General features: G+C 60.8%; 12 protein-coding genes and 1 tRNA gene. 7 read left to right on the top strand and 6 right to left on the bottom strand.

Annotation, left to right across the window (positions count from 1 at the left end; genetic code table 11):
* Positions 1-16 precede the first annotated feature (16 nt).
* From FXB40_RS19155 to FXB40_RS19135, 6 genes are all read left to right on the top strand, one after another.
* Positions 17-865: a hypothetical protein gene (locus FXB40_RS19155; protein WP_148773740.1), complete on the top strand. Its 849-nt coding sequence runs from the start codon at positions 17-19 to the stop codon at positions 863-865.
* Between the two features lie 16 nt (positions 866-881).
* The gene (locus FXB40_RS19150) at positions 882-2,459 is read left to right on the top strand and encodes a peroxidase (RefSeq protein ID WP_148773739.1); all 1,578 of its coding nucleotides are present in this window, start codon (positions 882-884) and stop codon (positions 2,457-2,459) included.
* A 60-nt stretch (positions 2,460-2,519) separates the two neighbouring features.
* Positions 2,520-3,677 (top strand): catalase family protein, encoded by a 1,158-nt coding sequence (locus FXB40_RS47965; protein WP_187436982.1) that lies wholly within the window; start codon positions 2,520-2,522, stop codon positions 3,675-3,677.
* 55 nt (positions 3,678-3,732) lie between these two features.
* Positions 3,733-4,497, top strand: a complete 765-nt coding sequence (locus FXB40_RS47960; protein ID WP_187436981.1) for a bestrophin-like domain — start codon at positions 3,733-3,735, stop codon at positions 4,495-4,497.
* Positions 4,498-4,546: 49 nt separating this feature from the next.
* A complete protein-coding gene (locus FXB40_RS19140) occupies positions 4,547-4,729 on the top strand; it encodes a hypothetical protein (RefSeq protein WP_148773737.1) in 183 nt (60 codons plus the stop codon).
* 244 nt (positions 4,730-4,973) lie between these two features.
* A complete protein-coding gene (locus FXB40_RS19135) occupies positions 4,974-5,981 on the top strand; it encodes a SphA family protein (protein WP_148773949.1) in 1,008 nt (335 codons plus the stop codon).
* A gap of 240 nt (positions 5,982-6,221) precedes the next feature.
* Here the strand turns inward: FXB40_RS19135 and FXB40_RS19130 are convergent, their stop codons facing one another.
* From FXB40_RS19130 to FXB40_RS19100, 5 genes are all read right to left on the bottom strand, one after another.
* Complete coding sequence (locus tag FXB40_RS19130) at positions 6,222-7,667, bottom strand: DUF1254 domain-containing protein (RefSeq protein ID WP_148773736.1); 1,446 nt, start codon at positions 7,665-7,667, stop codon at positions 6,222-6,224.
* A gap of 740 nt (positions 7,668-8,407) precedes the next feature.
* Positions 8,408-9,865 (bottom strand): DUF1254 domain-containing protein, encoded by a 1,458-nt coding sequence (locus FXB40_RS19120; RefSeq protein ID WP_148773734.1) that lies wholly within the window; start codon positions 9,863-9,865, stop codon positions 8,408-8,410.
* A 1,654-nt stretch (positions 9,866-11,519) separates the two neighbouring features.
* Complete coding sequence (locus FXB40_RS47955) at positions 11,520-11,681, bottom strand: hypothetical protein (RefSeq protein WP_187436980.1); 162 nt, start codon at positions 11,679-11,681, stop codon at positions 11,520-11,522.
* 38 nt (positions 11,682-11,719) lie between these two features.
* Complete coding sequence (locus FXB40_RS19105; RefSeq protein WP_148773732.1) at positions 11,720-11,917, bottom strand: hypothetical protein; 198 nt, start codon at positions 11,915-11,917, stop codon at positions 11,720-11,722.
* A gap of 541 nt (positions 11,918-12,458) precedes the next feature.
* Positions 12,459-12,534, bottom strand: a tRNA-Val gene (locus FXB40_RS19100).
* 247 nt (positions 12,535-12,781) lie between these two features.
* On the opposite strand from FXB40_RS19100, the gene FXB40_RS19095 reads away from it, so the two are divergent.
* Complete coding sequence (locus tag FXB40_RS19095) at positions 12,782-13,642, top strand: class I SAM-dependent methyltransferase (protein ID WP_187436979.1); 861 nt, start codon at positions 12,782-12,784, stop codon at positions 13,640-13,642.
* 10 nt (positions 13,643-13,652) lie between these two features.
* Here the strand turns inward: FXB40_RS19095 and FXB40_RS19090 are convergent, their stop codons facing one another.
* The gene (locus tag FXB40_RS19090) at positions 13,653-14,636 is read right to left on the bottom strand and encodes a cation diffusion facilitator family transporter (RefSeq protein ID WP_187436978.1); all 984 of its coding nucleotides are present in this window, start codon (positions 14,634-14,636) and stop codon (positions 13,653-13,655) included.
* Position 14,637: the final 1 nt, after the last annotated feature.

Genomic DNA, 14,637 nt, shown 5'->3' with positions numbered 1-14,637 from the left:
CGAAAGGACCGGTCAGATGGGTCAGAGCCACTTTACCCTCAGCTTTCCATTGAGGTCGCCCGTCGATGCAAACGTGCTGGCGGAGCAGCTTCCGGCGATGATGCCGGACCTGTTCGAAGCGAACGACAAGATCGGGCGGGTCCACTACTCACGCTTCACGTTTCTGAGCGCGAGAAGTCTGCTGTTTCTTGGCGATTTCGACGGCGAATTCGATCACCTCGTGACCGATCTCGCGAAACTCTCGGGACCGGTGTTCGATGCGATCCTCCGGCACGTTGTCGATCCGCCGCCCATGCCGGTCGCCATCAACGCAAACGCCTTTGCCAATTGGACGAAGGCGCATCTTCTCGAAGCGGTGAATATTTACACGGCTTATCCCGAGGTAAGCGCCAAGGAGATCAAGGCCCTTGCGCGCGCCGCGGAGGTCGACGGAGGCGGCGAACTGCATCCGTTTCTGGTGATCCTGCCGATCAAGTCGTACCTTCATTTCGTCACCGTGCAACTGATCCTGCGCGCGCGCGGGAAGGGGACAACGAAGGACCTGGACTCCGTCGGCACGCCTCATTTCGCGCAGTTCGTGCCGCTCGAGGACAATCAGATCGGCTTCTTCACGGTTTATGACGGCTCGTTTGACAAATACATCGCCGACTTCACCAAGAACATCGGACAGGTCTTCGATCTCATCTTCAGGTTCACCAAGAGCCCGCCGCCGTCGCCGTGCCGAAAGCACCTGCAGGAGTTCATTGACTTCGCGGCGGGAGCAAGCCGCGCTCCGATCGGGTTCTATCAGGCGTACCCGGGACTTTCGGTCCAGGACATCCACGCGCTGATCGCCGATAGCAAGCCGCAATCCGTCTCGGGTTGACCGAAAGAGGCGCGAGATGAGCCAAGCCAGGGAAATGCAGACGCCCGAGGCGAAGGGAAGCAAGGGATTTCTTCGGCGCCTGTTCGGGCGTTTGGAGAACGAAGAGCCTGCACGTGGTTCCCGGTCCCGCTCTGCCTCGGGGAGTGCGCTCGACCTTGGCGACATTCGGGGATTCATCCTTCGGGGGTACAGGATGCCGATGGTACGGCATTTCTTGCTGACGGTGGACGTTCCCACCGAGGCCCGCAGGCTGCTGGGACGGCTCGTGAGTGGCAACGAGTTGGATGCGCCACAGATCACGACCGCCGAGGATTGGCACGTAGGATTCGCACCTGGGCCAGGTGACAACCTCGCCGAGGTCCCAAAGCACAAACCCGACTATTGCCTCAACATTGGCATTACCTGGTCCGGGTTGATCGCGTTGGAGATCAAGGATCGCGTCCCGACGTTCTCGTTCGACCAGTTCGGCGCGTTCGTAGCCGGCGCCGCCGAGCGCGCGAACCTGGTGGGCGATACCGGCGAGAGTGCCCCGCAGCACTGGATCGGCGGATTTGGGGGCGGACGCGATCATGTCCTGGTGACACTGCATGCTCTCAGTGCGGAGGCGATGACATCCTATAGCGACCGGCTAGGCACTCTGTTTTCGGAGCGTGGCGCGTTTCGGGAGATCTGGCGCGCCGACGGCCATGCGCTGATGGATACGAAGGACGGCGAGTCCGTTCCCACCACCAAAGTTCATTTCGGTTACACCGATGGCATCAGTATGACGGCCATTCGTGGCGGCCCGGAGCGATATCCGCCCGATCATCAGCAACCGTGCGAGTCCTGGCTATTCGTGTTGCGGGACGACGCCGAGAACTACTCCGTGCCGGAACCTCGGGAATTCGGTCTGAACGGAAGTTTCGCCGTCTTCAAGATGATGGAGACGGATGTGGTCGGCTTCGAGGATTTCCTGCAATCGCACAAGGACACGATAGATCCAGAGTTGCTTGCCGCCAAGATCTGCGGCCGGTGGCGCAACGGCGTACCCCTTGCGCTATCTCCGGAAACCGACAGCCCGCCGGGCGGGATTTCACCCGAGCAGTTGAATGATTTCGAGTACGTGAACGCCGATGGCTCAGGCGACCCGAAGGGACTCCGCTGTCCCGTCGGTGCGCACATGCGCCGCATCAATCCGCGAGGGCAGCCGGTCGCCGGCCAAGGGCAACCCGGCGGCAGCAACAATACTCATCGGTTGATCCGTCGGGGCATGCCCTACGGGCCGGCTTATGACCCGCACCAACCCTACGACGGCATCGCGCGCGGGCTCCTCGGCTATTTCATCAACTCGAGTATCGAGAACCAATATGAATTCGTCTTGGGGCATTGGGTCAATGAGAGCGAGTTCGCGGGACGGGTCAGGCTGCCTCCCACGTCGAAGGATCCAATGATCGGCGCGCAGAACCCGGCGGAAAGCATTTTTGCAATTCCGCAAGCAAACGGTGCGCCCTCGATCAAGATCACGGGATTCTCGAGCTTCGTTGCGACGAAGGCCGCTGCCTACTGCTTTCTGCCAAGCGTCACCGCAATCAAGTTCATCGCCAATCTGAGTTGAGATTTGTGGCCGACTGTTCCTAGGAGGCTTTCCATCGTGTTCGTGACCAGGTGGTTTGGAGTGACCGAGAGCGACGCCGACCGCGACCGCGTCCGCGAAACGGCCGACATCGACATGATCGTCGAAAAATCCCTCCTGATGCAGGCCAATGCAGCCGCGCAGCAACATCGGCCGCTCTGTCGCGGAACCCATGCGAAGGGGGTCTGCGCCCGGGCCCAGTTCGAAATATTCGACCTGACTGCTGGCAGCGAGCGTGCGCTGGCGACGCGGCTCGCAAAGGGGATCTTCTCGAAGCCCGGCGTTTATTCCGCGGTGCTGCGATTTGCGAACGCAGATCCGACCGTCAAGTCTGATTTCAAGCCCGACGTCCGATCGTTGTCCTTCTCGGTTGACGTCGTCGGGAATGGGACAAACGGTGGCCGACAGGATTTCTCGATGCAAAATGCCACGACCCTGCCCATCAACGACTCCCCAGCTTTTCTGGCGGCCATGAATCTCTTGACGGCCTCGAACCAGGTCGCGGGCCTATGGACACTGCCGTTCAGGGACAAGTTGAGGGTGCTGAGGACCCTCACATTGGCGGGACTGCAGGCGCGTCAGAAAATCAAGCCTTACCAGCAATTGCGCTATTGGAGTACGGTGCCTTTTCTCCACGGACCGAGCGATGTCGTCAAGTTTTCCGCCACGCCATATCCCGACAATCCGGCGCATCCTCTGAGGAGGAATAACCCGAGCGGTCTGCAGGACGAACTGATCCGCCACCTGCTGGAGGACACCAGGATGAGTGCGTTCGACTTCGGGATCCAGTTTCTCGACGTCGACAGGATGACGTATTGGCGCAAGCGCCGGGATGCCGACTTCTGGATCGAAAACGCCAGCGTGGAGTGGAATGAGGCGGAGGCGCCCTTTCATACGGTCGCGAGGCTTACCCTACTGCCGTGTTCGCAGCTTGCTCCGGAGGAGAGTGCCGCTACGTATTTCGATGTCACGGGAAACGCGACGCCTGACAGCAAGCCGGTCGGGAGCATCAATCGCGCGCGCTGGCCTGCGGAAGTTGCCAGCAGGAGGGCGCGAACGCACGTGTGCGGTCGAGTCGCAGAAGACCTTGAAGGTGGGAGCTCACCGGCTGGAGAGCCTGACGCACGATCGACGAAAAAGCGCTCGGAAGAGCCCGATGCGAGTGCCAGCGGCCTGGGCGACAGGGCTTCGTGGCGTTGAGCTCGGTGGAATCGAGCGCAATCGCCTGCGCCCGCGACGCCTGCGGAGATATCTCATGTATGCTTTGTCGATCTCGTTCCTTGCGTTCGTGTTGATGTGCGCTGGCACCTTCGTCGGGGTGACAGTCCGACCTTTGCTACTGGAAAAGCATGTCCACCCGGATTCCAGGGAAGTCGTGAAGATGGCGACGGGTCTGGTCGGAACGTTGGCCGCACTGGTGCTGGGGCTGTTGATCTCGTCCGCCAAAAGCTCGTTCGATCAGAAAAACAGCCAGGTCAGGCAAATGACGGCGACGATCATCCTGCTCGACGATCTGCTTTCGCAATATGGTCCGGAGGCGGCTCCGACCCGAATTCTGCTCCGGCAGAGCGTCCAGCCGTTGGCCAACCGTATCTGGCACGAAGGAGAGGCTCCGACCGGCAAGCCCGTCGTTTTCCAATCGACGGCTCAAGCATCCTCTTTCGAAAACCAACTGGAGCGCCTGGCGCCCAAGGATGATGCGCAACGTTCCCTGCAGTCCCGCGCCATTCAGGCCTTCACGGACGGCGCGCAGATCCGGCTGCAACTGTTCGCGCAGACCGGCGGCTCGATCCCGACGCCGTTTCTGGTCATCCTGATCTTTTGGCTCAGCGCGATCTTCGTCAGCTTCACCCTGTTTTCCAAAACCAATCTGATCGTCATGGTCTCCCTGTTCGTATGTGCACTGTCGTTCGCCGGTGCGATTTTCCTGGTTCTGGAACTGGACGATCCCTTCACGGGGCTGATGGGGATTTCAAGCGCGACGCTGCGGGGCGCGCTTCTGCCATTAAGTCCTGCCTGATCGATCTCCAGCTCGCAGGGAGAGGGGCACGCTCGAAGAGACAGTAGCAATGACCAAGAACGGATTTTATTCGTACGGGTCGAAAGCGCTGGACGGCGGGGATAGCGGCGTCATGGTGCTGCGCCGCGGCGGGATCCTCGGTGGCACCTCGCCACGGCGCTCGTTGGCAAGCGAAGCCTTCGATACCGCTCGTTCGATATTGATCAAAGGAGCTCCGCGCTTCCAACGATAACATCTTGTGACTTTTCGGTCGCAGTGACGAACTTTCTCTTCGGCAGGTTGATCCCTGCCAGAATTGCATGGGAAGCCGTCTGGTGCAGGCATAGGATGTCTGAGCACGCCGAAGAGTTGTCGGGAAGCGACGAACTCAGGGGGAGTCCCACATGACGGGAAGCATTCCTTCGGATGGCAAGGCCGCGAAGAGCGGGCGGACGATCGCAGTCCGCGGGCATGGCATTGCAGCAGTCATCTTGGCGATGACGATTTTTCCTCACTGTGCGTTGGCCGACGAGGGCGGCGTGAGTTTCTGGGTCCCGGGCTTTTTTGGAAGCCTGGCGGCGGCACCGCAGCAACCTGGTTGGTCGCTGGCCACTAGCTACTACCACACCTCGGTATCGGCGGGCGCAGATGTAGCCTTGGCGCGTGAATTCCAGACGGGCAGGATCCCTGCGAACTTGTCGGCGCGTCTGGACGCGAGCCTGACCGGTACCGGCGATCTCGGCTTTGTCATCCCGAGCTACGTGTTCGCCACTCCGGTGCTCGGCGGCCAGGCAGCGTTTGCCCTTGTGGGCGCTTATGGCGTCACCAGCGCTTCGTTGGCGGGCACGTTGTCGGGAAACCTCTCGACGCCTGTCGGAAGCATCCCCTTCATGCGGTCCGACAGCTTCAGCGATACCACTTGGGGCTTCGCCGATCTTGTTCCTCAATTCTCCCTGCGTTGGAACGCAGGCGTCAACAACTTCATGACCTACATCACTGGCGACATACCTGTCGGAGCCTACCAATCCACGCGACTGGCTAATCTGGGTCTCGGACATGGCGCCATCGACGCCGGCGGCGGGTACACCTACTTCAATCCGGCGACGGGCCACGAATTATCCGCGGTGCTCGGATTCACGTACAACTTTCTCAACCAGTCGACGCAGTACCAGAGCGGCGTGGACATGCATCTCGACTGGGGCGCGTCGCAATTCCTGACCAAGCAGGTGCAGGTGGGTCTGGTAGGGTACGCCTATAAGGAACTTGGGTGCGACAGCGGCTCTGGCGACCGCGTCGGGTGCTTCCGGTCGCAGGTATTCGGCGTCGGGCCGCAGTTCGGTTACGTCTTTCCGCTCAACGAAGGCCTCCAAGGGTACATCAATCTCAAGGGATACGCGGAATTCGGGGGGGCGGCTCGCCCGACCGGGTGGAATACCTGGTTGACGTTTGTCATCTCTCCCGCAGCGGCGCCTCCGCCCGCCGCACACCGCATGATCACGAAATAGGGTTCGTTTCCTGAGCTTGTTTCCGCGGACCAATCATTGCGGGAAATCGGCGGGCGCGCGGCACGGTCTCTTATTCTGTAGAGTGCGCGCACGGGCTTAACCTGGTCGGCACCTGCGTCCGCAAGGCGTTCACCTGGCGCGGCGGCGGTCTGCTCAATGGCGTTGCCGCGCGAACGGGGGCCGATCGCACTCCGAACGAAAGTCCGCGTGGCGGGGATGAGGCCGCTTTACCGACTGGTTCTATGAGACCCGCTTAACACCGGGAGGCTGCCAAGTCCCTTCGCCCGGAGGCAAGATTGAAGGTGACGTCGTTTTGGGCGAATAGAGGCGCATCACCAGATAGATCGGACCATCAGGAGCCGGCAGCCAGTTCGATTCCTTGTCGGCACCCGGAGATTTGTTCTGGATGTAGAGTGTCAGCGACCCGTCCGAGCTCGTCTTCATAGCGGGCAGCATCGGTGAGTTGATTAGATACCGGTTGATGGGATTCTCGATCAGAAGCTGCGTCTTTCCATCATACATGGTCAGCGACCAGAAGGCATTCACCGGCGGTAGCTGGCCGGGCGGGAATGTCAGCGTGTAATTATTTTTGCTGCCGTCGAGCGTCTGACCATCGCTGTCGATGCGCGTGAGTGGGTACGTCGCCTCCTCTGGACTGTTGCCATAAATGCCCGCCTTGGCAGCGACAGCGCGCTTCAGCCAGTCGCCATTGTAGTGAGCGCTATCGCCTGGCAAGCCGCTCACTCGCCAGCCGTTGATCGCCTTGCCGGCATTGGCGACGCCCTCGTCGACCTTTCGCTCACCTTCCTTCATTCCCAACCCCACTTCGAGCTTTTGCTCGAGCGGCAGGTCCTTGAAGTTGAAGGTTTTGCCGGGGCCAATGCCGATCGTTGCAAGCTGCGCGCGTATTTCTTTCTCGTTCTCCTGGGCGGGTGCGAACTGCAGCGCGAAATCGAGAAATTCGAAGAAGTTCGTCTTCACAAGCTCCTTGTCGATCTTGGGAAAGTCGATAACCGTCGCGGCAGCCACCGTAGCCGGCTGTCTCAGATAGGCGGAGAGCGTCTGCACCTTGTAGCCGGCCTGGACCTTCTTGATATTGTCGAGGTCGTCGGGGCTGAAAAGCTGGGTGCGATAACCCGCCAGCGACAACTGTGTGCTCGATCGGAACACCTTCTTGATACCGGGCGGCGTCGCACCTTTCCAGTCCGGCCCGACAACCATGTAATCGCCGGCCTCGCTTCCCGTGGTACGGGTACCAACATAACCGTAGTTGTAAGTATTGCCATCGCAGAGCTGCACCGCGTAGTAGCGCTTCGGGTCCACGGCCGGGACCGACAAGACGATCGGCTCCGCTCGCAAGTCCATCCATACGAATGAATAGGGCGTGTCGCTGTTCGGCGTAACAATGGCTGTGTCTTTGTAGGTGAAGACGTTGGGTTCGTTCTTGATCTGATTGAACGGTGCCTTGAACTGCCCTGAGTTACGATCGACGGCGTACTCATACATGACGGCGAAGTTCATCACGATGGGCAGGCCGTAGATGAAACCTGCCTCGGCAATGTCTTTTGCTTTGAAAAACCCCGGCCGGCCGGCACTTGTCTGCGCCAGCGCCGGAATGGGCTTTGCTGTCGTCGCTGTCATTGCAGCCAAGGCGGCGGAACGAAGAAGATCGCGTTTCGTCAGCATTTGCACATTCCTTCTTCTTTGCAGCTTGTGCTTGGAGGCGCGTGTGCTGCCTCCAGTTCGATCTGGCTTCGAGAAGTTACTCCCGCCCGCGTGGCTGACTGTGCAGAGTCAGACAACCCGTCGGGATGTCCGTTGTTGGCCCTTAGCGTCGAACCTCGACCGAACTGCGAACAAATTCGGTAAAGTCGTGACCGCTCATGGCAGCGGTTCGACCTTCGCTGCCATATCAGGAGCGCGCGTGATCCGATACGTTGCGTTGCTGCACTTAAGGACCCAAACGGCGCGATCCGGGCGGGAGCGCTTAGTATCTCTCAAGGCACCAAGCGGTTTGTCACAGGTGAAACCTTGCATGCGAATCTGCGCCGCCAGCATCGATCGCGGAGTTTCGCTTGCAAAAGCGTTGCTGTCGCCTGTTGCGCCCGCACCAACGGGCTGAAAAGAACAAGTTGCGGCAACCAGGAATACTAACCCAGGCGGTTTGTGCATGACTGTAATCCTTCTCGCATCCGATGGTAGCGAAAGTGAGCACATTCTTCATCGTCCTCGGCCTGTCGATGCTGGAAGCTATCGCTTTGGTGCTTCGATAGGATTCGGCTCCGGTGCGAGGCGGCCTTGCTGTATCGTCTTGTCAGCAGGGACAGAGTGAACGCCACTTCCGGAGTTACCCGCTTGAGACCTGCGCCTGCCGCTGCAGCGGCAGCGAGAAACGCCGGCGCCGCAGCACCGGCGGTTTTCAACCTTCATTGAGCCGACAAGCCCACCGTTGTTTGCGACTTCACAACCGGCGGCGGATTCCATTTGCCGGTCAGCGCCTCCGACTTCGGCGCGTAGAGGCGCATCGTCAGATTGAAGGGTGCCTTCGGCGCAGGAAGCCAGTTGGCCTCGAGCTCATTGCCAGGGCTCGCGTTCTGAAAATAGAGATCGAGCGAACCATCCGCATTGTACTTGAACGGCATCCAGCTGCTCACCGCAAAACGGTTCAGCGTGTTGCCGACCTGGAATCCGTCCTGATCGTAGAGCGTGATCGACCAGAACGCATTGACCGGCGGCATGGCGCCCTTCTCGAAGGTGATGGTGTATTTGTTGGCGCCATCGAGCGGCTTGCCGGATTCGTCGGCGAGATTGAGCGGATAGATGGCGTCCTCGACCACATTCGCGCCGAGTCCCTGCTGCGCGAGAATGGCCCGCTTCAGGTAATAGTTGCCATAGACGCCCACCGTGTCGGTGTTCATCGCCCAGCCGTTGGCAACCCGCGCCAGCGTCGGCAGCTTCCAGGCCATCAGCTTCTGCCCGTCCTGCGGAGCCGTTTCCAGCGCCCTTTGCAAGACTGGATCGAGCTTGCCGATGTCAAAGCTCTTGCCGGGCTCGATGCCGATTTTCTTCATCTGCGCGATGATCGGCTCGTCGGTGACATGAGGCGGATGCAGCTTGAGCAACTCGGCGGCGTTGGCGAAATACACGCCCGCCGTCATGGTATCGACCTGGGTTTTTGGTGGCGTCTTCATATCGACGCTTGGGTCGGGCTTGAATTCGACCGGCCTGGGCGTTTTGCCATACTCGGAAAGCAGCGTGACCCTGTAGCCGGCCTGGATCTTGCGGACCGCATTATAATCCGGCGGGCCGTCGGTCTTGGTCCGGCCGATCAGCCAGACGTAGGGCGTTGGCGCGTCGATGCGCTGGGTGTCCTTCGGCAGCTTGAACTCCTCGGCGAATGTTTCGCGCAGATCCGGCCTCCAATTCGCCGGCGCCACCAGGAATGTCCCGGCCTTGGTGCCTGTCGTCCGCCAGCCCGGCGATGCGAAGACATCGGTCCACATGTCCAGCATCGGCAGCAGATAGTAGCGTCCATTGGTATCGGGAGCCGTGATGACGACGGGCTCCTTGGTCATGTCCAGCCATGAGGCGGAATAGAGCGTATCAAAGTTGGAGCGAACGACGCCCTTGAAATCCGCGGGCGGGTATTCGGGCACGTTGACAAAGGTGTTCATCGGGCCCTTGAAATCACTTGTCCCGTTGATGAATTGCTTTCGAGACACGTCCATCGACATGATGGAGTAGAAGTAAACATAGGCGTCGACCGCGATGGCGTGTGCCTCCTGTTCGGAGATCGGCGACGCCGCCGATTGGGCCAGCGCGGCGGGTGCCGTTGCGGCACCAAGGCAAAGAGACAATGTCAGTGGCAGGATTCCTTGAAACATGTCGAACCTCCTCTTCTGAATTGTTGATTTTGAATTTGTGCCTTTCGTTCAGTTCTCCTTGTCCATGTCGGAATCTTCCCGCCGTCTCCTGATGGCCGGAGCGACGTTTCTGTCGGTTAGCTGATCGGCATCATATCGCCGGGGACTTGGCCGACCGGCGTCGCGTGCGCCTCCCAGTGTCTTCCTGTCTCAGTAACAGGGCGGATCGAGATAATAGCGCCGGACGGACGGGCGTAGGGATAAGGTGCCGCATACGCAGCTGTTCCATATGCGAAACCGGCGCAACTGATCCTGCGCGGGAATTAGCGAATGACGCAGTTCTAGCTGCTCAATTCACGTACGCCTCATTCTAATCGATGAGACTACACTCAAGCCGAGGATAAGAACACCCGGTTTCGACGCGCTGGTCAATTTTGCTCAGATCAGGCTGAGAAAAACGGGTTACCATCTTGGGGACCACGATCAGAAGGGAGGGAGAACTTTAGTTCGGAGTACAAACTGTCAGCTCGAGAAAGGATCAATCATGTCGCGTCGAACCCTCATTTCGCTTGCTGCATCCGCTATCGTTGGCACCGTGTGTATTGCGACTATTTCAACTGACGCCTTCGCATACCGAAGAGGCGTTGGCGTTGGTCGCGCTGGCGTTTACCACGGTGGCGTCTATCGCGGTGGCGTCTACCGTGGTGCAGCGGTACGCCGTGGAGTGGCCGTGGGTGTCGGAGCTGCTGCGGTCGGTGCTGCTGGAGCTTACGGAGCTTATCGCTGCGGATACGATCCCTATCGACCGTGCTACTAAATTGTCGCAGGACCGCCAACACGACGGCGGGTTTGTTTCCGCTGCGGCTGGGTGCGAAGTATAGATACACCGCAGTTGGTGAGCCCGTTGCCCCTGACGGACGTCCAAGAGAGTAGAGCCGCTGGCGTCTTGAGATCGGCTCGGAGGAATTCGATGTGATCTACGACCACGTCGATGATGGTGACATCGTTGGTATGAAGCCCGCCCACCAGCTAGCAAGCTCTTGAAGCATGCGGCGGCTCTAGAAGAGGCGCTCCCTCAGACCAACTTGTATTTGCTTGGGGTTATTTGGTGAGCTTGTTGGCAATACTCATGCCTGGAATTGGCTCACCTGTCTGCATTGAGGTGATCCCCTGCCTTTAACGCTCGGGTGCCGCATCGTCGCGCGCGTTGGGCTGTCGCAGATTTTCAATGTCGACGTAGCGGACCAAACCTCGCGCCTCGTCGCCCGAGTTGGGCATGTGCCACGATGCTCGCCTAGCAATCTCGCGTAGCAGCGCGGCTTGGTTGGGGGTGGGATGAGGTCCGGGCGCGCGTTCGCTGGCGGCAAGCGCCCCATCAACAAGATGATGGGCTGTCATTCGGGCCCAGCTCTCGCGGGCCTCCGCCTCGCGATCATGCATCTGCAAGACAGCCATACATCGATCGCAGCACGGCGGACTGCGAAATAGGTCGGGCTCATGGTCCTGTCCTCTGGGATCGGGCGCACATGATGTCACGATTCGCACATCTCCCGTGACGGGACGATTACGGTGTGGACAACCTTGGCGGTGGTGGGGCAGAGACGGGCTCGAACCGGAACGACGCAGAGCTTACTGCCGGTCGTGGGTGTGGACAAGGCCGCCAACTGAGGCGGCCTTAATCGCTGCCGCGATCACCTGCGGCTTTCTGCGCGAGCTTGATCCACTCGCTGGCTAGCCGCAGCCATGCCTCTTTGTCGAGGGGGTTGATCGCCCGCTCCACCTGTCGTCGGCACTCATCGGCTTGAGCGCGGAACCGAGCAACATCCTGCTCTGACATCCTATCCGGATAGTACAGAGCGCTGGCCGCTTCAATGTTCACCTTGGGGGCTGTAGACCGGGCGAGTTTAGCCATTCGCTGATGTGCGCGCCGGTCTCGGCTTGCCGGGCTTTGCGGATCGTGCGCTCGCGCTCGATACCTGGTGGAAACGATTTGGCTTCCTGACGTAGGCGCTGGGCCTGTTCGGCAAGGCGCTCTTCGAGGGATACGGTTTGCTTGAAGCGGTGTCGCCGCATGGCGCTGCTCCATTCCTGAGGAGGCGGGAGCGCTAGTCGCGTTCTCATCACCGATGAAAGCCAAGGGCCGCGCGGTGATAGTTCCCGTCTGCCATGCGCGGCACCGGACACATGGTCAATTCTGCTCACCCCGCAAAAGTTAATAAAGCGGAGATTAGGGCGCTCGCTGAGGCGGCCTTACTCCGAACCGCCAATAGTGTGAGTGTTCAGCCATTCCTTGTTCCTGAAAAGGCTGCGCAGGGACCGCGCGATCTGCCGACGCTCATTCCGCAGAGCCCCGGGGGACGTCGATCTGGCGAACCGCAGCATCTGGCGGCGTAATTGGACGAGCTGACCCTGGGCGTAGCGGGTATTGTCATTTATCGGCCTGAGCTGAAGTTGTTGAAGTGACGACATGTCGCCCTCCAGTGGGTTGGGCGGGAGCGTAGTGCTCTCAGTCGCCGATGGATGCCAAAGGCCGAGCGGCGATCTCATCAGGATGGAACAATCCGGACTTGCGCGGCTGTATCGTTTTGCTCACCCGTCAAGATTTGGACGGCGGTGGTGGGCAGTGACGGGCTCGAACCGCCGACATCCTGCGTGTAAAGCAGGCGCTCTACCAACTGAGCTAACCGCCCCGCCGCCGTTTCTGGTACGCCCGGCAGGCCCGACCCAGAAGCTCCTTGTTCTCTTGAGCTTTTTGCGTCGGAAGCGTCCCGGTGTAAACGAGATGCTCTAACCAGCTGAGCTAACCGCCCCACGGCGCCTCTTTAGCGCTCCGGCGGGTGTTGGAGCAAGAGGCCGCAGCATGGCAAACCGCGTTCATTTGACCTCTTGATCGGCCTCCGGCGTGGTATCACCCCGCCCAAAATGACAGAGGCCCCCATGCAACAGCCAAGCGGACACGAGCAAAACGCCGACCAGATTGCCTATTGGAACGGTCCCAGCGGGCAGCGCTGGGCCGACCGCCATGCGGCGCAGGAGAGCCTGCTCGGGCCCATTGCCGACGTGCTGATCGACCGCGCCAAGCCCGGGCCGGGCGAGCGCGTTCTCGATGTCGGCTGCGGCTCGGGGGCGACGACCTTTGCCTTCGCGAAAGCTGTCGCGCCTGATGGCTTGGCTCTCGGCCTCGATGTGTCCGACCCGATGCTGTCGCAGGCACGCGCGTTTGCACCAAAGGGACTGCCGCTGGATTTCGTGCTGGCGGATGCGACGGTGCATCCGTTCGAGCCGGCGAGCTTCGATCTGCTCGCCTCGCGCTTCGGCGTGATGTTCTTTGCCGATCCCGTTGCGTCCTTCACCAACCTCCGCCGCGCGCTGAAGCCGTCCGGGCGGCTGGCGTTTGCCTGCTGGCGCGAGCCGAAGGAAAATCCGTGGATGATGGCGCCGTTGATGGCGGTCTACAAACACGTTCCAAAAATGCCGCCGGTCGGGCCGGAGGAGCCGGGGCCGTTCGCCTTCGCCTCGGAGGAGCGCGTGACGCGCATCCTGAAAGGTGCCGGCTTCGTCGACGTGGCGATGGAGCCGCATAATCTGCCGATGGACATCGCCATCGGCGGCGGGCTCGATGCCGCCGTCGACGGCTCGCTTCAGATCGGCCCCGCCAGCCGCGCGCTCCAGGGCCATCCGCCGGAGACGTACACTGCGGCCAAGGCTTCGATCCGCGAGACGCTTGCGCCGTTCCTCAAGGGGCAGTCAGTGGCGCTGCCGGGCGCGATCTGGATCGTGACGGCAAAGGCGTCGTAGGCGCAGCCCTTCACACCACATCATCCGGCGCCAGCGCGCAGCCATTGTCCGGATGCGTCTCGACCTGAAGCGTGGTGTGGCCGATGCGATAGGTCGTCCTCAGCAACTGCGCGGTTTCCATCAGGAACGCGTCGGCGGTGCCTGCGGGCATCACGAGGTGGCAGGTCAACGCCGTCTCGGTGGTGGAGATCGGCCAGACGTGGAGGTCGTGGATCGCTGACACGCCCGGCCGCGCGAGCAGGAAGGCCTTGATCGCGACGAGGTCGGTGCCCTTGGGCGCTGCCGCCATCGACATGTCGATGGAGCCGCGCAGCAGGCTGGTCGTGCCCCAGAGGATGCTTGCGCAGATGACGAGGCTGGTGAGGGGATCGAGCCAGAGCCAGCCGGTCCAGATGATCAGCGCCGCCGAGACCACGACGCCGAGCGAGACCGCGGCGTCGGCCGCCATGTGCAGATACGCGCCTTCGATGTTGATGTCGTCCTTGCGGCCGCTCGCGAACAGCATGGCGGTAAAGCCGTTGATGAGGATGCCGATGCCGGCGACCACCATCACGGTCACGCCCGCGACCGGCTCCGGTTCGCGCAGGCGCAAAATCGCTTCCCAGCCGATCGCGCCGGTTGCGACCAGCAGGAACACCGCATTGGCCAGCGCTGCCAGAATCGTAGAGGCGCGAAAGCCATAGGTGAAGCGGCCGCTCGGCGCGCGCCGCGCCGCGATCGAGGCGCCCCAGGCCACGACCAGGCCGAGCACGTCGGAAAGATTATGGCCGGCATCGGCGAGCAGCGCAGTGGAGTTGCCGATATAGCCGTAAACCGCCTCGGCCACGACCAGCGCGGTGTTGAGCGCAATGCCGATCGCGAACGCCTTGCCGAAATTGGCGGGCGCATGGACATGCGCGTGACCGTGCGAATGGCCGTGGCTGTGGTCATGACCATGATCATGCGCGTGGCCGTGATCATCGTGGTGATGACCGTGATGGTCGTGACTGCCCAAA

Source organism: Bradyrhizobium rifense (assembly GCF_008123425.1).
In the GTDB taxonomy this organism is placed as follows: domain Bacteria; phylum Pseudomonadota; class Alphaproteobacteria; order Rhizobiales; family Xanthobacteraceae; genus Bradyrhizobium; species Bradyrhizobium rifense.
Note: the sequence above shows the minus strand (reverse complement) of the source record. Positions and strands in the feature narration are given on the sequence as shown.